At 35.0% G+C, this 20,571-nt stretch carries 23 protein-coding genes and 2 riboswitches; of the genes, 7 read left to right on the top strand and 16 right to left on the bottom strand.

Features of this window, described 5'->3' with window-relative positions; all coding sequences use genetic code 11:
* Positions 1 to 211: 211 nt before the first annotated feature.
* Complete coding sequence (locus COL05_RS02570; RefSeq protein WP_098667459.1) at positions 212 to 1,972, top strand: alpha-glycosidase; 1,761 nt, start codon at positions 212 to 214, stop codon at positions 1,970 to 1,972.
* Between the two features lie 39 nt (positions 1,973 to 2,011).
* On the opposite strand, the gene malL is transcribed toward COL05_RS02570, so the two are convergent.
* Positions 2,012 to 3,688, bottom strand: a complete 1,677-nt coding sequence (gene malL / locus COL05_RS02565) for an oligo-1,6-glucosidase (protein ID WP_098667458.1) — start codon at positions 3,686 to 3,688, stop codon at positions 2,012 to 2,014.
* Between the two features lie 263 nt (positions 3,689 to 3,951).
* Between malL and COL05_RS02560 the strand changes: the two genes are divergently transcribed.
* A complete protein-coding gene (locus COL05_RS02560; RefSeq protein WP_098667457.1) occupies positions 3,952 to 5,052 on the top strand; it encodes an ABC transporter ATP-binding protein in 1,101 nt (366 codons plus the stop codon).
* Positions 5,053 to 5,118: 66 nt separating this feature from the next.
* Here COL05_RS02560 and COL05_RS02555 read toward each other — a convergent pair whose 3' ends face one another.
* The 3 genes from COL05_RS02555 to COL05_RS02545 all read right to left on the bottom strand — a co-directional run bounded on the left by COL05_RS02555 (position 5,119) and on the right by COL05_RS02545 (position 6,411).
* Positions 5,119 to 5,628: an SDR family NAD(P)-dependent oxidoreductase gene (locus tag COL05_RS02555; protein ID WP_000218416.1), complete on the bottom strand. Its 510-nt coding sequence runs from the start codon at positions 5,626 to 5,628 to the stop codon at positions 5,119 to 5,121.
* Between the two features lie 64 nt (positions 5,629 to 5,692).
* A complete protein-coding gene (locus COL05_RS02550; protein ID WP_098667456.1) occupies positions 5,693 to 5,791 on the bottom strand; it encodes a flagellar motor protein in 99 nt (32 codons plus the stop codon).
* A gap of 164 nt (positions 5,792 to 5,955) precedes the next feature.
* Positions 5,956 to 6,411 carry an RDD family protein gene (locus tag COL05_RS02545; RefSeq protein ID WP_098667455.1) on the bottom strand — a complete coding sequence of 152 codons (456 nt, stop codon included), beginning with the start codon at positions 6,409 to 6,411 and terminating at the stop codon, positions 5,956 to 5,958.
* Positions 6,412 to 6,543: 132 nt separating this feature from the next.
* On the opposite strand from COL05_RS02545, the gene COL05_RS02540 reads away from it, so the two are divergent.
* Entirely contained in the window at positions 6,544 to 6,975 is a 432-nt protein-coding gene (locus tag COL05_RS02540) for a DUF3997 domain-containing protein (RefSeq protein ID WP_098667454.1), read from the top strand.
* A 46-nt stretch (positions 6,976 to 7,021) separates the two neighbouring features.
* On the opposite strand, the gene COL05_RS02535 is transcribed toward COL05_RS02540, so the two are convergent.
* Both COL05_RS02535 and COL05_RS02530 read right to left on the bottom strand, forming a co-directional pair.
* Positions 7,022 to 7,786 (bottom strand): hypothetical protein, encoded by a 765-nt coding sequence (locus tag COL05_RS02535; protein ID WP_098667453.1) that lies wholly within the window; start codon positions 7,784 to 7,786, stop codon positions 7,022 to 7,024.
* Positions 7,787 to 7,822: 36 nt separating this feature from the next.
* Positions 7,823 to 8,551, bottom strand: a complete 729-nt coding sequence (locus COL05_RS02530) for a DUF4184 family protein (RefSeq protein ID WP_098667452.1) — start codon at positions 8,549 to 8,551, stop codon at positions 7,823 to 7,825.
* 214 nt (positions 8,552 to 8,765) lie between these two features.
* On the opposite strand from COL05_RS02530, the gene COL05_RS02525 reads away from it, so the two are divergent.
* Entirely contained in the window at positions 8,766 to 9,491 is a 726-nt protein-coding gene (locus COL05_RS02525) for an AAA family ATPase (protein WP_098667451.1), read from the top strand.
* Between the two features lie 29 nt (positions 9,492 to 9,520).
* Here the strand turns inward: COL05_RS02525 and COL05_RS02520 are convergent, their stop codons facing one another.
* The 3 genes from COL05_RS02520 to COL05_RS02510 form a co-directional block, all read right to left on the bottom strand.
* On the bottom strand, positions 9,521 to 10,696 hold the full coding sequence (locus COL05_RS02520) for an acetyl-CoA C-acetyltransferase (RefSeq protein WP_048530803.1): 1,176 nt from the start codon (positions 10,694 to 10,696) through the stop codon (positions 9,521 to 9,523).
* A gap of 139 nt (positions 10,697 to 10,835) precedes the next feature.
* Positions 10,836 to 11,285 (bottom strand): NUDIX hydrolase, encoded by a 450-nt coding sequence (locus COL05_RS02515; RefSeq protein ID WP_142337324.1) that lies wholly within the window; start codon positions 11,283 to 11,285, stop codon positions 10,836 to 10,838.
* A 111-nt stretch (positions 11,286 to 11,396) separates the two neighbouring features.
* Positions 11,397 to 11,690: a DUF3928 family protein gene (locus COL05_RS02510; RefSeq protein WP_098667449.1), complete on the bottom strand. Its 294-nt coding sequence runs from the start codon at positions 11,688 to 11,690 to the stop codon at positions 11,397 to 11,399.
* 160 nt (positions 11,691 to 11,850) lie between these two features.
* Between COL05_RS02510 and COL05_RS02505 the strand changes: the two genes are divergently transcribed.
* Entirely contained in the window at positions 11,851 to 12,468 is a 618-nt protein-coding gene (locus COL05_RS02505; protein WP_098667448.1) for an ImmA/IrrE family metallo-endopeptidase, read from the top strand.
* Between the two features lie 163 nt (positions 12,469 to 12,631).
* Here COL05_RS02505 and COL05_RS02500 read toward each other — a convergent pair whose 3' ends face one another.
* Genes COL05_RS02500 through COL05_RS02490 form a run of 3 tightly spaced genes read right to left on the bottom strand, consistent with a single transcriptional unit; the run spans position 12,632 to position 14,506 of the window.
* Positions 12,632 to 13,393 (bottom strand): DUF1129 domain-containing protein, encoded by a 762-nt coding sequence (locus COL05_RS02500; protein WP_098667447.1) that lies wholly within the window; start codon positions 13,391 to 13,393, stop codon positions 12,632 to 12,634.
* A gap of 13 nt (positions 13,394 to 13,406) precedes the next feature.
* On the bottom strand, positions 13,407 to 14,174 hold the full coding sequence (locus COL05_RS02495) for a DUF1129 domain-containing protein (protein WP_098667446.1): 768 nt from the start codon (positions 14,172 to 14,174) through the stop codon (positions 13,407 to 13,409).
* Complete coding sequence (locus tag COL05_RS02490; protein ID WP_098667445.1) at positions 14,174 to 14,506, bottom strand: PadR family transcriptional regulator; 333 nt, start codon at positions 14,504 to 14,506, stop codon at positions 14,174 to 14,176. The genes COL05_RS02495 and COL05_RS02490 overlap by 1 nt, the downstream gene beginning before the upstream one ends.
* 195 nt (positions 14,507 to 14,701) lie before the next feature.
* Here COL05_RS02490 and COL05_RS02485 point away from each other — a divergent pair, with 195 nt between their 5' ends.
* Positions 14,702 to 15,478, top strand: coding sequence for a 3-hydroxybutyrate dehydrogenase (locus COL05_RS02485; protein ID WP_098667444.1), 777 nt, complete (start codon positions 14,702 to 14,704; stop codon positions 15,476 to 15,478).
* A gap of 53 nt (positions 15,479 to 15,531) precedes the next feature.
* On the opposite strand, the gene COL05_RS02480 is transcribed toward COL05_RS02485, so the two are convergent.
* From COL05_RS02480 to COL05_RS02465, 4 genes are all read right to left on the bottom strand, one after another.
* Positions 15,532 to 15,669, bottom strand: a complete 138-nt coding sequence (locus COL05_RS02480; protein WP_000393345.1) for a YvrJ family protein — start codon at positions 15,667 to 15,669, stop codon at positions 15,532 to 15,534.
* A 67-nt stretch (positions 15,670 to 15,736) separates the two neighbouring features.
* Positions 15,737 to 16,798, bottom strand: coding sequence for an S-methyl-5-thioribose-1-phosphate isomerase (gene mtnA / locus COL05_RS02475; RefSeq protein WP_098667443.1), 1,062 nt, complete (start codon positions 16,796 to 16,798; stop codon positions 15,737 to 15,739).
* Positions 16,795 to 17,976, bottom strand: coding sequence for an S-methyl-5-thioribose kinase (mtnK, locus tag COL05_RS02470; protein ID WP_098667442.1), 1,182 nt, complete (start codon positions 17,974 to 17,976; stop codon positions 16,795 to 16,797). Before mtnK ends, mtnA begins: the two co-directional genes overlap by 4 nt.
* A gap of 90 nt (positions 17,977 to 18,066) precedes the next feature.
* Positions 18,067 to 18,209: riboswitch (SAM riboswitch) on the bottom strand.
* A 71-nt stretch (positions 18,210 to 18,280) separates the two neighbouring features.
* On the bottom strand, positions 18,281 to 19,144 hold the full coding sequence (locus tag COL05_RS02465) for a carbon-nitrogen family hydrolase (RefSeq protein WP_142337327.1): 864 nt from the start codon (positions 19,142 to 19,144) through the stop codon (positions 18,281 to 18,283).
* A gap of 14 nt (positions 19,145 to 19,158) precedes the next feature.
* On the opposite strand from COL05_RS02465, the gene COL05_RS02460 reads away from it, so the two are divergent.
* Positions 19,159 to 20,337: a pyridoxal phosphate-dependent aminotransferase gene (locus COL05_RS02460; protein ID WP_098667441.1), complete on the top strand. Its 1,179-nt coding sequence runs from the start codon at positions 19,159 to 19,161 to the stop codon at positions 20,335 to 20,337.
* Positions 20,338 to 20,401: 64 nt separating this feature from the next.
* Positions 20,402 to 20,507, top strand: a riboswitch (SAM riboswitch).
* Positions 20,508 to 20,571: the final 64 nt, after the last annotated feature.

Here is a 20,571-nt window from a genome sequence, read left to right as displayed (position 1 = left end):
TGTCTATCATTATACATTCTTTTATTCATTTTGCAAATATTAATTTTAAAATATTATTACTACACTCTTTATACATTGACTTTATATGAAATGAATACTACTCTTATAAGCAATATTAAATCTATGCAAAAAGCAATCGTTTGCAACATATGCTTTATTTTTATACGTAAGGAAACAATATGCATGGAGATATTAAAGGGGGATTTTCTATATGCTTAAAGAAGCCATTTATCATAGGCCAAAAGATAATTACGCTTACGCTTACGATGAAAAAACAATTCATATCCGAATACGTACGAAAAGAGACGATATTCAAAGTGCCACTCTTGTTTATGGTGATCCTTATGATTGGAAAGACGGGAAATGGATTACATCAAGTACACCGATGAAAAAAACTGGTTCTACTGCATTGTTTGATTTCTGGTCCATTTCCATTGAACCAAAATTTAAGCGCTTACGTTATGGTTTCGAATTAAACACGGAGACAGAAACGCTTATTTATACAGAGCGAGGATTTTTTTCTAGCATTCCAAATGATGACGTTGGTAACTTTTTCTGTTTCCCATTTATTCATGCACATGATGTATTCAAAGCGCCTTCCTGGATTAAAGATACTGTCTGGTATCAAATTTTCCCAGAACGGTTCGCTAATGGAGATTGTGCATTAAATCCAGAAAACACCCTTCCTTGGGGCAGCGCTGAGCCTACTCCAACTAATTTCTTCGGGGGAGATTTTGCTGGTATTATTCAAAACCTTGATTATCTTGTTAAGCTTGGAATTTCGGGAATATATTTCACACCTATTTTCAAAGCACATTCAAACCATAAGTATGACACAATTGACTACATGGAAATCGATCCTCAATTTGGCACAAAAGAAACTTTCAAAGAACTCGTTCAGGCATGTCATACACACGGTATAAAAGTAATGCTCGATGCCGTATTTAATCATAGCGGATACTTTTTCGATAAATTTCAAGACGTACTAGAAAAGGGTGAGCAATCAGCATATAAAGAGTGGTTCCATATTCATGAGTTCCCAATTAAAACTGATCCACTTCCAAATTATGATACTTTCGCGTTTACACCGTATATGCCTAAATTAAATACAGCGCACCCAGATGTAAAAGAATACTTACTTGAAGTAGGGCGTTATTGGGTAAGAGAATTCAACATAGACGGTTGGCGCCTTGATGTAGCAAATGAAGTCGACCATAGCTTTTGGAGAGAATTCCGAAGTGAGATAAAAGCATTAAATTCTGAAGTATATATTTTAGGTGAAATTTGGCATGATGCACTTCCATGGCTACAAGGAGATCAATTTGATGCTGTAATGAGCTATCCCGTTACAAATGCTCTACTGTCTTACTTTGCTAACGATTCCATTAAAGCAAATGAATTTATGAAACAAATCACAGAATCTCTACATTCCTACTCTATGAATGTAAATGAAGCAGCGTTTCATTTATTAGATAGCCATGATACACCAAGAATATTGACAACATGTAACGGAGATAAAAATAAGTTAAAGTTACTTTATGTATTCCACCTTTCTTTCATCGGCTCTCCTTGCATTTATTACGGAGACGAAATTGGTATGGATGGCGGTATGGATCCAGATTGTCGCAAATGTATGGTTTGGGATACGAAAGAACAAGATCATCTATTATTTACACATGTACAAACATTAATTTCATTACGAATGCAATATAAAGCATTTGGAGGACATGGTACTTTCCAATTCATTGAAGCAAATGATGAACATAATTATATTTCTTATACGAAAACGTATGAAGATGAAACAATCTTTTTCGTTTTAAATCCGACTAACAGTGACATTACAGCTTCACTCCCTCTCCATGTTACCGGAAAGAAAATCATTAACATTTATACAAACGAAGAATTTTCAGCGGAAGCAAGTGTGTTACAAGTTACACTTCCTCCATATGGATTCTCCATATTAAAATGGTAACCCAAAAAGCCTTATACCGAAGTGGTATAAGGCTTTTTCTTATTTCAATTTGAATACCATCGCTTCATACGGACGTAATGTCATGTTTTCTATCGATCCACTCACTACGTCGTAATTGTGTATGAATAACTCTGTCTCACTATAACTAATGTCCTCAGGTAATTCAAACACACATTCTTCCGCAGTAAAGTTTGCAATAACAACAAGTTTTTCTTCTCCATATGTTCTTACGTATGCAAAAATAGATGGATTATTCTCCAATATTAAATCATATGATCCATACACAATAATCTCATTATTTTTACGTAACTCAATTAATTTTTTATAGTAATAAAAAATTGAATCTTTATTTTGGATCGCTTGTTTCACATTAATTTCTTTGTAATTAGGGTTTACCGTAATCCAAGGCTCACCTGTTGTGAATCCTGCATGATTCTGATCATCCCACTGCATCGGTGTTCTAGCATTATCTCGTCCTTTTATATAAATAGACTGCATCACTTTCTCTATATCTTCACCGCGCTCTATAACTTTTTCCTTATACATATTTAATGTTTCAATATCTCGATATTCATCAATCGATTCAAATCGAACGTTCGTCATTCCGATTTCTTCTCCTTGATAAATATACGGTGTTCCTTTCATCATATGAAGCACCGTCGCTAACATTTTCGCAGATTCAATGCGATACATTTCATCATTACCAAAACGAGATACAACGCGAGGTTGATCATGGTTATTCCAATACAGACTATTCCATCCCGTATGCTCTAATGCTTTTTGCCATTTCGTTAAATTATCTTTTAAAGTAAGGAGTGAACATGGTTTTACATCCCATTTTCCGCCTTCTCCTGAATCTAAATCCATATGTTCAAATTGGAATACCATCTGCAGTTCTTTACGTTCTTCCCCAGTATACAATTTTGCTTCTTCCGTTGTTACACCAGGCATTTCACCAACCGTCATAATATCATAATGAGACAATACTTCTTCATTCATTTCATGTAAATATTTATGAATGTTTGGGCCGTTCATAAAATGCTTATGACCTGAAACATATCCCTCTTCTTCTGTTTCGACAGTCGGTAATCCCTCTTCTTTAGAGATAAAATTAATCACATCCATACGGAAGCCATCAATTCCTTTCTCTAACCAAAACTTCATCATTTCATAAACATCTTGTCTTACCTTTTCATTATCCCAATTTAAATCTGGCTGTTTTTTAGAAAACAGATGTAAATAATATTCATCTGTCAATTCATCATACTGCCATGCTGATCCACTAAAAGCTGCTCCCCAGTTATTCGGCTCTTTCCCTTCTTTTCCAGGACGCCATATATAATAATCTCTATATTTATTATCTTTTGATTTACGTGATTCAATAAACCAATTATGTTCATCAGAAGTATGATTCACAACTAAGTCCATCATAAGTTTCATATTACGTTCATGCATTTCATGTAATAGCTCATCCCAATCTTCCATTGTTCCGAACTCATTCATAATTTTACAATAATCACTTATATCATAACCATTATCGTCATTTGGAGATTCATAGACTGGTGATAACCAAATTACATCAATCCCTAATTCTTTTAAGTAATCTAACTTTGAAATAATACCGCGAAGATCCCCAATGCCATCACCGTTACTATCCATAAAGCTACGAGGATAAATTTGATATACTACACTTTCTTTCCACCATTGTTTTTCCATTATGCTACCCCATTTCATTCATAATTCAATTTTCTCTTTTTTAAGGCGCAAACGTTTTCATTAATGAATGATAACAGATTCTACCTCAATTTAAAATAGCGCTTACAACTTTTATTCTTATTTTTCTAGGAAAACATATGAAAATTACTAATATTCCTCTCACGTATGAAAACGTTTTATTTTTTTTGTTTATTTTTTGAATCTATTCGTTTATAATGAACTCAAAGAAAACGTTTGCATAATTATTTCTAGGGGGAAATACCATGGCAGAACTGAAATTAGAAAACATTTATAAAATATATGATAATAACGTTACAGCTGTAACAGACTTCAATTTACACATTCAAGATAAAGAGTTCATCGTATTTGTCGGTCCTTCTGGATGCGGAAAATCTACAACATTACGAATGGTTGCTGGACTTGAAGATATTTCAAAAGGAGAGTTTTCAATTGATGGTAAGCTAATGAATGATGTCCCTCCAAAAGATCGCGATATCGCAATGGTCTTCCAAAACTATGCTCTATATCCACATATGAGTGTGTATGATAATATGGCATTTGGATTAAAACTTAGAAAAATACCAAAAGATGAAATCGATCGTCGTGTGAAAGATGCAGCAAAAATTTTAGGACTGGAACAATATTTAGATAGAAAGCCGAAAGCATTATCCGGTGGGCAACGTCAACGTGTTGCATTAGGGAGAGCTATCGTTCGAGACGCGAAAGTGTTCTTAATGGATGAGCCCTTATCTAACTTAGACGCTAAATTACGTGTTGCAATGCGCTCAGAAATTTCTAAGTTACACCATCGCCTTGGAACGACAACAATCTATGTAACACATGATCAAACTGAAGCAATGACAATGGCTTCTCGTCTTGTTGTTATGAAGGACGGAAAGATTCAACAAATTGGAACTCCAAAAGAAGTATATGAAACACCTGAAAACATTTTTGTTGGTGGATTTATCGGCTCTCCAGCGATGAATTTCTTCCGTGGTAAATTAACTGAAACCGTTTTCGTTATAGACAATGCAATAAAAATTAAAGTAACTGAAGGCAAAATGAAGATGTTACGTGAACAAGGCTATGTAAATAAAGACATTGTTTTAGGTATTCGTCCTGAAGACATTCATGATGAACTATTATTTTTAGAAGCTTCACAATCTACTGCTTTTACAACAAAAATCGAAGTTGCTGAATTGTTAGGTGCTGAATCTATTTTATATATGAAACTGGGAGATCAAGATTTTGCAGCACGTGTTGATGCAAGACATACATTTTCACCTGGTGACCAAATTAAACTAGCATTTGATATGAATAAAGCACATTTCTTTGATAGCCAAACCGAACAACGTATTCGTTAAAAAATAATTTCCAACAATATAACATACAAAAAAACCGTCCACATATATTGAGGGCGGTTTTCATTATTATACGAGGGCTTCTACTGTATGAAATGATTGTCCTTTCGTGCCAATAATACCGAAGATCGGTAAGTCACTCAGCACCACTTCTTCTTGCTGTTTCATAAAAGATGACGTTAATTGTTTTATCTCTATCCATACGTCATTAATACAAAGTACATTGGAATCGTTCTCTTGTTGGCGTGAAAAAATAGAATCTATTTTATATAAACCAGCATTTTGAAAAAGCATATCGATGCGACTAAATGCATTCAAAGTAATGCTGATTACGCGTTGCCAATCTCCTTGCTTTTCCATGTCATAGGATACAAAAAGTGCTTCTCCGCCTAGATTCGTAATCTCCTCCACTGTTGCTTGTCCACTTTCTTGATCAATGTCCGTCACAATTACTTTTGCGCCTTGTTTAGCCAACAAAAGAGCTGTATTACGTCCAATACCGATGCCACCGCCAGTTACGATAGCAACTTTTCCTGCAAGCTTCATTTTCATTACCCCTTCTATAAGTCTTACCGTTATTCAGTATACTGCTTTATGAGATTAGTCTGCAAGCAAGAAAAGTTGCTTATCAGTTTGTAAGCGGTTACCTTTTTACTCCTTCTTTTTTCTTACTATTACGCTGATCGAAAGCTAAACCGATAAAAATTAAAATCCCCCAAAATATTACGCTACCTCCAGTCATTTCAATTTCCCCCTTATTATATAAAGATATTATTTTAATTATTATAACATTTTCTTAATTTTCAATCTATTAAAACTAAAAATGATATTATTATCTATCTTTTGAAATGTATTTGTATAACAAAAAAGACCTTCTTATTTTATATATAAAAAGGTCTTTTTCCATTATACAAGACTTATCACTTTCGTTTTTGTAATTAAATCCTGAAAACCACAATTATCTTTGCGGAATAACATCATATATACGTTACATAATATTGGAATTCCAAGTAGTAATATGTTCGGTAATAACAATACAAAAAACCGTATCGTTAATGTTTGTAATGTTAACTTTTCACTCTTCAATGAAATTAATTTTATTCTTGTTACCTTTTTACCAAGTGTTACACCGTTCCAAATAATGGGTACCAAAATAAAATATATTGCCATTAATATAAAAACTACTGCAAGATCATATCTATAATCGCCAAAACTAATATTAAAGCGATTAAAAATAGCACTATAATTTCCAGTCATAACAGCTACTACTGCACCATACATAACCGAAATTAAAAACATGTCAATTAGGGAAGCACCTATGCGATTCATTACAAGCGCTGGACGATGCATCTTTAACTTCATTTTTATGTCGACTCCTTCATATCCTTCTTTACCCGTCTCATCGTACCACTTCTAAAAAACATTGTAAACTAGCCTTTCTCTTACTTTTCTTGTACAATGTGTTACAACAGCATTGTAAAGGAGGTTCCCATAGTGAAAAAATGGATAATCCTATTCATCGCATTCCTATTAGCCGGTTGTGCTGGAAATACAAATCATATAACATATACGATTAACGATGAATACGAACTCATACGTACTTCTGGAAATGCATTTGAACTTTTCCCCACGCAAGATGCTGTATATGCCACACAATACATTCCCGCAAAAATTACAGACATAGCCTGGGATGATAAATACATTATTGCAAAACAAACTGAGGAAAAGTCAGATCCGAATAATCCTGACGCAGCAATTGCAAATAAAAAAAGTGAGCATTATTGGATTATTGACGTAAAGCATAATAAACGGTTTGGTCCCTATAATGAAAAGCAATTTAATGAACAAAAAGATGCGTTTAAAATTAAGGTGCCTTTTCAAAGTGTAGATTCATACATAAAAGAACAGAAAAAACAGTCAGCATAATATTTTCAGTGCTGACTGTTTTTTCTTACATATATTTAAAAACAAATTACTCAGAAAGTGAGATGTTAAAAGTTTGTGGCTCTGTTACAACATCTTGCGTTTCTGTATCTGCTGCGACTACATTATCTGTTGTAAACTTAATATCCCTTACCTTTTCTTTTCCATCATCAAGTATTAACCCGATAATACCATCTCTTGTTTCACCTGGCTTATAGTCTTCTCTAGATACATTCTTTGTACCAACGAGCGTATCTTCATCATATAAAAAGTTTTGAGTTGCTACTTTAAAATGTTGCTTATCATTAATTGCAACATCATTCATAGAGAAAAATTGGATATTTTTATTCCCGCTATTCTCCACCTTATATGTAATTTCAACGTAACGAATCGTATCACTAATCTCTGTTCCACTTAGCGATGCATATAACTCTGCATCTTCTTGACTTACTTTATCTCCTAATCTACGCTTTACTTCTTCAGGAGTTAATGCCGTATATACTTTTAATGTATCTTTTGCATCTTTACTCATCTGTGATAAAGAGATTACCTTCACATCTTGTACGTGAATTTTCATTGGCGCTACTTCAAATGTTTGATTCACAGAATGAATCTGTTCTAACTTAAAAGTACCCCAACCTGTTTCTTTCACTTTTTGTCCTACTTTTTTCAGCTCACGCCCGCCATATTCTTTTGTTTCAGGAATAGACTCTTTCTTCTTCGGTTCAACTTTCTTTTCTTCTTGATGGAAGCAACCACTTAACATAAGAAGAAAACTACATAAAACAAAAATACTTTTCCATGCTTTCATCATATAATTTCTCCTAACACTATCATTCATTAATATTAATTAGTCCTTTGCTTTGTAAACTATAGAAACAATGAGAAGTCCACAAAACGAACTTGTCAGTCCAGATACTATTATACCTCCTATTTGGAAAATATGAAAATAGGGATCTACGAACGCGTGAACGACAAATATAAGAGCTGCCACAATGATTGCCGAAATCCAATACTTCCTTTTTTCTGAAGCTATCATAATATCTTTCCCTGTTTCATCTTTATACTTCCATAGTACGTATACTAGTAATAATAAACCAACAAATGTACTCCCGTGTTGCATATATTTATACACTGGAATACTATGTAATTCTCTTTGTAAAAATGGTATCTTCATAACGAAGTAGCCCGTATGATGAGTAAACGCATCCCAAACGACATGCGTGAGCATACCAAATAAAGCAGAATAGCAAAATACAAAGAAATCCTTCCATGTATGAAGCCCCCACCTCTCATCTACTGCATATGTGTAGTAGCCAGCAAACGGTTTAGGTAAATGTGTTATAAACGGCTTTTTTAAAATGTAATGATATATATATGCGAGCAGAAATACAAGTGGTAAATTTAAATACAAGAACCCAAGCCATGTATGACCAATAACACCATGCGGTCTAAAATGTAAAAAATATTCAAAGTCAGACGCCATACTCCCTAATATAAGAGCCGTTACTGAAATATATTTGGACTGCTTTTTCACAAAAGGAAGGACTGCTGCTGGATGCGCAAATGTAAACGGCATGTTTTAACTCCTTTTTATAATTACAATAGATTACATACTATCATAACGACATGAATAATCTACATGCAATATTTATTTTCACATTGGAATATGATAGTTTACATGTTATAATCCACATAAAATATTCAGAAAATAAGAAGGACTCATGTGCCATTACCAATTGTATTTGCTACTTTTTTAGAATCAAAATCCGTTATGAATTGAGGTTTATATATTGATTGACGTACCCTTTTTAAAAAATGTCACATTAAAAAAAGAAAGTATCCCTAGTTTTTCCACATATCCTTACTGTTTACCGGCTATCCGAACATTACACTCACTAGCTTTCCACCCAAATGTAACATTCATTATTGGAGAAAATGGAACGGGTAAATCGACATTACTCGAAGCAATTGCTATCGCTTTAGGATTTAATGCAGAAGGTGGAACGAAGAATTTCCGCTTTAGCACAAACGATTCACATTCATCTTTACATGAATACCTTCGCATTTCAAAAAGTTTCAATACACCAAGCGATGGTTTCTTCCTTCGCGCTGAATCATTTTATAACGTTGCTTCTTATATTGATGAAATAGATGCTATAAAATCTTATGGCGGTGTTTCACTTCACGAACAATCCCATGGTGAATCATTCTTTTCATTATTTATGAATCGTTTTTCAGGACAAGGTTTATACATTTTAGATGAGCCTGAGGCCGCTCTATCACCAATGAGGCAACTTTCCATGCTCATTCGAATGCACGAACTAGCGGAACAAGGTTCACAATTTGTTATCGCGACGCATTCTCCTATTTTAATGGCTTACCCTGAATCCACTATATACTCTTTAACACAAGAAGGGATCCACGAATCCACATTAGAAGAAACCGAGCATTACCAAACGACGAAACTTTTCTTTGAAAATCGTGATCGATTATTTCATCATTTATTCAATGCTTAAAAAAAAGAAGCAACGATTGCTGCTTCTTTTTATAGTGCTTCTATAAATAATGCTACCCCAATACCGCCGCCGACGCATAGAGAGGCAATTCCTTTTTCTAACCCGCGTCTCTTCAATTCATGAATTAAACTTACAGTAATACGAGCTCCTGTACAACCGATTGGATGCCCAAGTCCTACACCACTACCGTTTACATTCACTTTTTCACGATCTAAACCTAGTTCTTTCTCTACAGCTAAGTATTGCGCAGCGAAAGCTTCATTAATTTCCAGTAAATCCGCATCTTCTAATGACCAATCTACTTTTTCTAATCCTTTACGAATTGCTGGCGCTGGTCCAATACCCATAATTTTCGGATCTACTCCAGCTACTGAATATCCAACAATTCTAGCTAACGGTTGTAAGCCTTTTTCTTTCGCTTTTTCTTCGCTCATTAATACTAGAACCGCGCTTCCGTCATTCAGGCCAGATGCATTACCTGCAGTTACTGAACCGCCTTTACGGAAAGCTGGTTTTAATCCAGCTAATTTTTCTGCTGTAATATCAGCACGTGGATGTTCATCCTTTGAAAATACTACTTCTTTTCTACGTTCTTTTATTGTAATAGGAACAATTTGATCGTCAAAGTATCCAGACTCGATTGCCTTCAGCGCCAATGTATGACTGCGAAGAGCAACTTCATCTTGTTCCTCTCTTGTAATTTCATATTGTTCAACTAAATTTTCCGCTGTTTCCCCCATCATAATATGATGAATCGGATCTTCTAACACTTCCCACACCGTATCACGAATTTCTCCGTGCTGTAGACGTTGTCCCCAGCGGTGTTGTTTCAATGCATAAGGGCTTGAACTCATTGCTTCTACTCCACCTGCAATAACAACATCACTTACACCTAATTGTATTTGCATTGCGGCTGACATAATTGCTTGCATACCTGAAGAACATTGGCGTTGGATTGTATACCCTGTAACTGTGTCAGGAAATCCTGCCGCTAATGCAGCTGTTCTTGCCGTATTTGCTTCATCAGTCCTTTGAATACAATGACCTAAAATCACTTCATCAACTTCGTGTGGTTCTACCCCGCCTCGTTTTACAGCTTCCTGAAGTACAGGAACAGCTAATTCTACTGGCGTTACATTTTTTAGCGCTCCCCCAAAAGTTCCAATTGGCGAACGAACTGCAGCTGTAATAACAACATTATGCATTTTGCACTTGCCCCTCTCTTATGTACCCTAGTCAGTTTTTAGGTGAAATTCCATAAGATGTATGTCTATAACTATCATACTATAAACATACTAAAAAATCAAAATATTTAATATAATAAAAATAGAAGGAATTAACCTTCTATTCTGTCAATGCGTATAAAAATTTTTGTGAAATTTTCTCTGTCGTTTCATTTAATTTTGGTAACTTGTCTACCGGAAAATATTGAAGCTTTATTCCCTCATGATCAAGCCTCAATTCTCCACTTACATGATGCCCCTGATACAGATGAATGACATTAAAAATTTCATCCCCATTAGGATAACGGAAATATACTTCTTTTCCTGAAAGGACACCAAGAAATTGCATAATTTTTGCTTGTAGCCCCGTCTCTTCGAATAATTCTCTACGAGCAGTTTCTTCTGTCGTTTCTCCTAGTTCCATCGCGCCGCCAGGTACACCCCAATCATATGTATCTGAACGATATTGAAGCAATACTTCTTGATTATCATTTAATATAATGATTGCTGATCCAACGAGAATAAGTGGCCTTGTCCCAACGACTTTGCGTAACTCTTCAATATACCCCAATATGTAAACTCTCCTTTCCTCACCCTCCCTTATCATAACAAAATTTTTCTCCTTTTGTTGATGTAATTTCCAAGAAAAAAAAGGAAGCTTTCGCTTCCTTTTTTCCCACTTCTATTTCTTAAAACTTTCATATTTTACAGCTTCGAAAGCTTCTTCAATTTCATCATTACGATAATGGACGTATGTAAAACGCCCTATTTCTACTAATCTTGCTATTTCTTGTAACGCTTTCTGTTGCTCATATGTTTCCTCCAACTTAATATGTACATAAAATTTCATTAATGGATGTTCATATAAAGGTTCTCCCACCTCTACATATACATCTTCCACCCCTTGCACAACTCTTACATAACTTGCAAATTGATACAGTGCTTCTCTGTCTGAAACGATTTTTAATGTATACATATATTCTCCCCCTTTTCTTTACTATATCAAAAAGATGATCACACTACGTTATAGAACTATGAAATTTTTTTGTCTTGTAATAAACGAGGCGTTTATCCATACATAGGGTCTTTTCCCAACATATATTATAGGAAGAATTTTTTCAGTTGAGGTGTTCCTTATGGATCCATACGTCAATATATGTATTTGCATTACTCCAGGCGCCGATATTTCTAATGATCGTATCGCAAAAGATTTAGCAGTTGCAGAGTCAATTTGGCACCCGATTACATTTCAAATTAAAGAAGTAATTATTTTAAATGAACTTTTTCGTTTTTCTGACCGCGAAATTAGTTATAAAAATTCTATTCAAAGTCAGGAAAAATTAGCATCCTTTTTCCAAACATGTGTAAATGAAGCTCCTGAATGCGACCTTTATATTTGTTACATTGGCAGTGATTATTTCAAAGAAACAGCAGTAATTGCCTGTGCTTACTCCTTAGCAAAACAACAGCAATTTACCGGTTATATTGTGTTAACAAATTCGGCTGCTCCCATGAAAAATATATATACGCTCGCTCACGAAATCGGTCATATTTTATTTACAAGACGTGTTCACGGAAAACTTACTCACGCAGATCCTCATTCCCCAACTGGCTCAGAGCACCATCCTTCTCCAACAAATCTTATGTACCCTATCGTACCTCGTCCTGAAAATGTCCATATTCAATCCCTATTAACGAACGAACAAAAAGCACTCTCTTTACAAAGTGCTTTATTGCAAAGAAAAAAACAGTAACAATCTTGTTACTGTTTAAAACAACTTATTCCAATCTATAAACGATATACTGGCTGCAAAGGATACACTATACGCTTACACCGAATCCCTCTAAAAATCAAAATATAGTATTTCTTTGGAAATAATTTTTGTATATCCAAGGCAGCCGCTTTTTATTGAATTTCTAGTTCACACTTTTTCTTTCTTCAATTTTTAAAGACCATTTCATTAATCCATATATACTTCCATACATAAGTAAGACCTTTGCAATTCCCCAAAATACATTACTTTCTTTTAAGTCTTTAAATAAGAACATAATCGTAAGAGGAACAGTTAGCACAAAAACACCCATCCAGCCAAGAACATATACTTCACCAATTAACAGCACTAATAAGACAATTCCAGCTAATATATAACTTTGTATAGTAGTTAATTGCAATACAGGTGTCCCATACCACTTGTTCATAAACATTAATAATACTAGTAATAAAATTGGTAGCAACGATGCTACATAAATAATGCTAAATTCTTTTATTTTGCTCTTAAATGATGACATTCTAAAAGCAAATATAGTCCCCACAATAGTAATCATTAAAACAATTGGGTACCCAATCAACTGTACATTCGTTAATGTAAATTCATGATTAGGATTTTCAAATAATATATTAGTTAGTAGCCAATACCCGCCAATACCAATTATCATCGCAAGAATACTCTTTATACTCCCGCCTTTATCCGTTTCCATCTCTTTCGCTAATTCTTCCGCATATTCTTTTGGTGAATCACCAAATATATCACTTACCGTCTTTCCCTCTTTCTCACCTTCTATTAAATGAAGTTCTGCATCTTCTAGAAAAGCATCCACATCATCTTCTTTCATTCCTTTTGTTATTAAATATACTTTCGTATCGATTAAAAACTTTTCACCTTCTTTAGAAATTTGCATGGTTATCCCTCCCTCATTTAACTGCTTCTCTTCTATTCGTCTTCATCATAATTTCAAGGAAGATTAAAATAAACAAACTTCCGTATAAACATATAATTTGAAATAACGTTGGCACGAGATCTTCTGATGTAAATGTTTTAAACAGTAACATAATTGAAAGTGGAATAATTAAATATAAGTTTTTAAACCATCCATCAAAATACATATTTATCGCTACTGTAATGATAAAAATCCCACCAGCTAATATATAACTTTGCATTTGAGTGAATATAAACATTTTTGTAGGATATATCACATCTAGTACCGTAATAACTCCCATTAAAAACATTGGCGCTATCATCACTAAAAACCACATAGAAAACCACGTTTTTGAAAAACTTGTTACAAAAGTCATTTTGCGAAGTAGAAAATTAGGACCTATCACAACTAAAATCAATGCAAAACTGTACCCAACACACTGAATAAGTGACATCTGTAACAATCCGTTATTCACTATTAGAATAGAAGCAATAATCCAAAGCGATACGATATTCATTACTGTAAAACCAATTTGCTTCCACGTTTCCTGTCTATCCTTTTCCATTACTTTTACAAGTTCATTTGCATATTCTTTCGGTGAGCTTCCGAAAACATCTTCTACACTTTTCCCATCACTCTCACCCTCGATTAAATGAAGTTCTGCATCTTCTATAAAATTTTCAATATCGCTTTCTTTCACACCCTTTGCCGTTAAAAATAATCTCATATTTAATAAAAACTTTCGTGCTTCACTTGATAGCATTATTTTTTTCTTCCCTTCCCTTCAAGTAGACGCTCTACACTACTTTGCATCGCTTCCCAGCGATCCATAAATTCATCGAGTGCTTCCTCGCCTTTTTCTGTTAATGTATAATATTTTCGCTTTGGGCCAGATGGAGATTCCTTCATTACACTTGTTATTAGCCTTTCCTTTTGCATTCGTATTAATAACGGATAAATACTTCCTTCACTCGCCATTGTAAAGCCATACTTCGCCAGCTTTTCACTCATTTCATAACCGTATATTTCACCTTCAGAAATAATAGCAAGTAAGCAACCTTCTAAAATCCCTTTCAGCATTTGACTTGTCGACATAATTCAAATCCTCCTACTATCTTGTTTTACAAGATAGATAAGCGTAAGTATCTTGCTTTACAAAATAGTATAGCAGAGACTATTTTGCAAAACAAGATAGCTAACAACATTTTTCCAAATCTTTGCAGGATTTTTATTATCCACTCTCTAAATAGAGCAATAGGAGAACTTTATTAAGAAGGGATGTTTTTCATCATGGTTACAAATCGAGTTGTTTTTTTAACAGGTGCTGCAAGTGGTATTGGTTATGAAATGGGAAACGCTTTTGCAAAAGAAGGTGCAAAAGTCGTTATTACCGATCGTCTTGAAGAACGTGCAAAAGAAGCTGCTGAACAATTGCAAAAAGAAGGCTACCAAGCTATCGGTTTAAAATGTGATGTTACATCTGAAGAAGAAATTACAGCTGCAATTTCTCAAACAGTTAATCATTTCGGTTCATTACATATATTAATTAATAATGCAGGCATGCAACACGTTTCACCAATTGAAGATTTTCCAACCGAAAAGTTTGAACTACTTATTAAAATTATGCAAATCGCTCCTTTTATTGCTATTAAACATGCCTTCCCGATCATGAAAAAACAAAAGTATGGTCGGATTATTAATGTCGCATCCATTAATGGTCTCGTTGGATTTGCAGGGAAATCCGCCTACAATAGCGCGAAGCATGGCGTAATTGGATTAACAAAAGTTGCCGCTTTAGAAGGCGCTACTCATGGAATTACCGTTAACGCGCTTTGTCCTGGTTATGCCGATACCCCTCTTGTACGTAATCAACTAAACGACTTAGCTACAACACGAAATGTACCACTTGAAAATGTTTTAGAGGATGTCATTTATCCACTTGTACCACAAAAACGCTTATTACAAGTACAAGAAATCGCGGATTATGCTATATTTTTAGCGAGCGAAAAAGCGAAAGGTATAACTGGTCAAGCTGTCGTTATTGATGGTGGTTATACCGCTCAATAAAAATAAAGTTTGCTCTTTGTGAGCAAACTTTATTTTTTATCCCAGGGATCTTCCTACTTTAGTAATTGTTTAGGGAGTTTCTCGATGGCAACAATTACCCCATCTAATTTACTTTCAATACGGTGGAGTAAATATAATGTTACAACAATCGGAAACCCTACATTACCTACCATCCTGATCCACTCTTCCATCTTTTCCGCCTCCTTCCATTATATAAATAAGAGAAAAGGAAACAGTTAGGCATAAAAAAACAAGCTATTATGTATTAGCTTGTCTTTCAAATAATAATGCAATTTCTCGTTTATAATCCCCGCGTATAATACCTCGCTCAGTAATAATGCCTGTAATTAATTCGTTTGGCGTTACATCAAATGCTGGATTATAAACAGTAGTTCCAACTGGCGTTACTTGTTTCCCAAAAATTTTCGTAACTTCTGTTTCGTCTCTTTCTTCAATAACTATTTCAGTGCCTATTTGTTTCGTAATATCAAATGTCGATAACGGAGCTGCAACGTAGAACGGGATATCGAAATACTTTGCTAATATAGCTAAATTCATTGTTCCGATTTTATTTGCCGTATCTCCATTTGCGACAATTCGGTCCGCACCTACAATAATCGCGTTTATTTCCTTCGTTTGAATAGCATGCGCTGCCGTATTATCTGTAATAAGTGTTACATCAATATTTGCCTGTTTCAATTCCCAAGTCGTTAAACGCCCGCCTTGTAAAACCGGTCTCGTTTCACACGCATACGCATGTAACCGTACACCTTTTTCTTTCCCAATATAAAACGGCGCTAATGCAGTACCATATCTAGCAGTTGCGATACTGCCAGCGTTACAAATCGTTAAAATGTTATCACCGTCTTTAAAGCATGATAATGCATGTTCTCCAATACTTCGGCATACCGCTTCATCTTCTTGCTGAATGAGAAGCGCTTCTTCTTCTAATATTTTTTGCGCTTCTTTTATTGTAGTAATTTCTTGAATAGATTCTCTCATACGATTGATTGCCCAAAATAAATTGACTGCTGTCGGGCGTGACGTCCCTAAATAATTACAATCTCTATTAAACTTCTTTTGAAATTCTTCAATATGTAAAGTAGTATATTTTTTTGATGCAAGCGCCAAGCCAAATGCAGCTACAATTCCAATTGCAGGTGCTCCTCTTACTTCTAGCATGACAATACTTTTCCATACCTCTTCAATCGTCGTTAATGTTTTGTATTCTGTGCTATGCGGCAACTTTGTTTGATTTAATACTGCAATGGCATCACCTTTCCAACTGACAGACCTCGGAATAGTAACAACTGTACTCATGCTTTTACCCCTCCAGAAACTGTCTGTTGAAATAATGTTCGGAACAGTTGAATATCGGCGTTCTTAGATTCATATTTTATTAGTTCTTTACCTAAGGATAACGCTTGTTTCTTGGCTTGAATTCTCTTTTCTTTATTTGCTATTTCATCTAAATCAGCTACATGTGCTAAGCCAATTGTTCTTCGGATAAGCTCACATCCAGCAAATCCGACTACATCCGTAAAAATATTTTGCAAAATAATCGGCAACCATTGTTTCTCTTTCGTATATGCTTCTACACCTTCTCCAATCCATAACTTCGTAAAAGTGTCTACGAAATAGCTCCATGTTTTCTCCATATGGAAAAATAGCACACTTCTCTGTTCTTCCTCTCTAGATAGAGCATTTAATAATAGATTTGCAATAAATTGACCAAGATCAAATCCAAATGGGCCATATGTTGCAAACTCCGGATCAATCACTTTCGTTTCAGAAGGTGATGAAAAAATACTACCAGTATGTAGATCACCATGAATAAGTGCTTCTTTTCTCGTTAAAAACTTATATTTATATTGCGCTACTTTTAATTTTAAAGTTTTATCACTCCACAATTCATCAACCGCTAGTTGTAACTCCGGCTCATAATCATTCGTATCGTAATGACCAAACGGATCTGTAAACATTAAATCTTCTGTAATTTTGCAAAGGTCCGGGTTTACAAATGCACCTTCTAATACCCTTTTCTCTTCTGACTCTAATCCGAAATCTGAGGTATAAAATAAAGCATGTGCTAAAAAACGACCAATATGCTGAGATAATAGTGGGTACTCTTCTCCGTCTATTAATCCTCTTCTTGTAATTGTTAGTCTTGATAAGTCTTCTATGACTGTTACGGCTAACTCTTCATCATGACTGTACACGACCGGCAAGTATTCCGGCACATACCTCGCAAAAATTTGCAGTGCCTTACTTTCAATCGTCGCTCTTTTTATAGACAATGGCCAGCTCTCACCAACTACTTTTGCATATGGCAGTGCTTGTTTTATTATAATAGACTTCTCTCCATCATCTAATTTGAACACGTAATTTAAATTTCCATCTCCAATTTCATGACAAACTACATTTGCTTTCTTTTCAAAATAACCATGTTCTTTCGCATATTGTATAGCTGTCGTTTCAGTTAATGAATAATATCCCATCGTCTTCTCCCCCTTTTTTCATTCAGAGGTTTTTCTGACGTAGAAAAACCTCTTTCCACTAAGAAAGAGGTTTGAAGTTTATCTTCTCCCCTCTTATCTGCCAGAAAGTTTTACTTTCTGCTGGAATTAGCACCGTGCCTTTTGGCGTAAATAAACGCCCCATTTCACAATGGTATTACGGTCGGTTGCTGGGCTTCATCGGGCCAAACCCCTCCACCTGCTCTTGATAAGAGTTGTATAATTTTTTGAATTTTTAACTTTATGTTGAAGACTATATCAAGAATAAAAATCACTTGTCAACATTTTATTTATATAATTCTGGACGACGATCTGCAAAAACTGGAATTCCTTTACGTACTTCTTTAATTTTCTCAAAATGAAGCTCCCCAAATAAAATGGATTCTTCTTCATCCGCTTCTACAACAACCTCGCCCCAAGGATCGATAATTAAAGAGTGACCGGCAAACTCATTATTCGGATCCTTTCCTGCCCTATTACATGCGACAACATAACATTGATTTTCAACTGCTCTTGCTTGCAATAGTAAACGCCAATGTGCTAAACGAACTAATGGCCATTCTGCTACAACAAATAAAACTTTTGCACCTTTAGCAGTATGAACGCGCATCCATTCCGGAAAACGAATGTCATAACAAATTGTCCCGGCGCACTCTACATCATCTAACTTAAATTCACCCGTACTATTTCCAGCTATTAAATATTTATGTTCATCCATAAGCTGAAATAAATGCACTTTACTATATTCATTGACTAGTTCTCCTTTATTACTTACCACATACATTGTATTTGTAACACCTTGCCCTGTTTGCTTCGCTATAGAACCACCGACAATATGTATACCATATTGTTTCGACCATTCTTTCAGCTTTTCTTTCGTTTCTAATCCATCCTTATCTGCAATTTCAGAGAGTCTCGTTAAATCATATCCTGTTGTCCATAGTTCTGGTAAAACAATAACATCTGGTCTTTCTTTCATCGCTTCACTTATTTTATTTTTAGCATTCTCAATATTTTTTTCTACATCTCCAAAGACAATATCCATTTGAATACATGCGACTTTCATTTTGTCAGCCCCATTCTTATTTTTTTCTTTACAAAATACTGGAAAGATTATATCATTTGTCACTAGAATTGTAACAACTTTCAAAAGAGGTGGAAAGTATGAAATCATTTCAACCTTCTGAGATAGTAACATCATTGCCAACACAATTTTTCGCTTCACTTGTTGCAAAAGTTAACAAAGTCGTAGCAGCTGGTCACGATGTTATTAATCTAGGTCAAGGTAATCCGGATCAACCAACACCGCAGCATATCGTAAAAGCTTTACAAGATGCTGCCGAAAAGACCATTCATCATAAATATCCGCCATTTCGCGGACACGAAAGCTTAAAAGAAGCCGTGGCAACATTCTATCAACGTGAATATGATGTAGTAGTAAATCCAAAAACAGAAGTTGCTATTTTGTTTGGTGGAAAAGCTGGATTAGTAGAATTACCAGTTTGCTTTACAAACCCTGGTGATACGATTCTCGTTCCCGATCCAGGCTATCCAGATTATTTATCAGGTGTTGCTTTAGCGAAAGCACAATTTGAAACAATGCCACTACTTGCAGAAAATAATTTTTTACCAGATTATACGAAAATTGATGATTCTATTGCGAAACAAGCAAAATTAATGTTTTTAAACTATCCAAATAATCCTACTGGTGCTACTGCATCAAAAGAATTCTTTGAAGAAACCATTCATTTTGCTAATGAACATAATATATTAGTTGTTCATGATTTTGCTTACGGCGCTATTGGATTTGATGGTCAAAAACCCGTGAGTTTCTTACAAGCAGACGGTGCCAAAGATACAGGAATTGAAATTTATACTCTATCGAAAACTTTCAATATGGCTGGGTGGCGTATCGCTTTTGCAGTAGGGAATGAAAGTGTCATTGAAACCATTAACTTATTACAAGATCATATGTATGTTAGTATTTTTGGTGCAGTTCAAGACGCTGCTCGCGAAGCACTATTAAGTTCACAGTCTTGCGTAATAGACCTTGTAAATAGTTACGAATCTCGCAGAAACGCTCTTATTTCAGCATGTCACTCAATTGGTTGGAATGTAGACATTCCAACAGGCTCATTTTTTGCATGGCTTCCTGTTCCGAAAGGATATACCTCTGAGCAATTTTCTAATATTTTACTAGAAAAAGCACACGTTGCAGTTGCTCCTGGTGTTGGATTTGGTGAGCATGGTGAAGGGTATGTCCGCGTTGGTCTCTTGCATACAGAAGATAGATTACGAGAAGCCATTAATCGAATCGATAAATTAAATTTTTTCAAAAAGTAATTGACAACACGAAAAATATCTGACAAAATTCAGTTATCTTAAAAATTTAAACATTTCTAAATACTTCTTATCAAGAGCAGGTGGAGGGACGAGCCCGACGAAACCCGGCAACCGATCTACAATTGTAGACACGGTGCTAATTCTCGCAGCATTACGCTGACAGATAAGGAGCTGGTTGTAAAAAAACCTCTCCTTAGCTGAGAGGTTTTTTTATTTAACTAGGAGGTTATAACA

Origin of the sequence: Bacillus sp. AFS059628 (genome assembly GCF_002571225.1) — a bacterium.
Classification (GTDB): Bacteria; Bacillota; Bacilli; order Bacillales; family Bacillaceae_G; genus Bacillus_A.
Note: the sequence above shows the minus strand (reverse complement) of the source record. Positions and strands in the feature narration are given on the sequence as shown.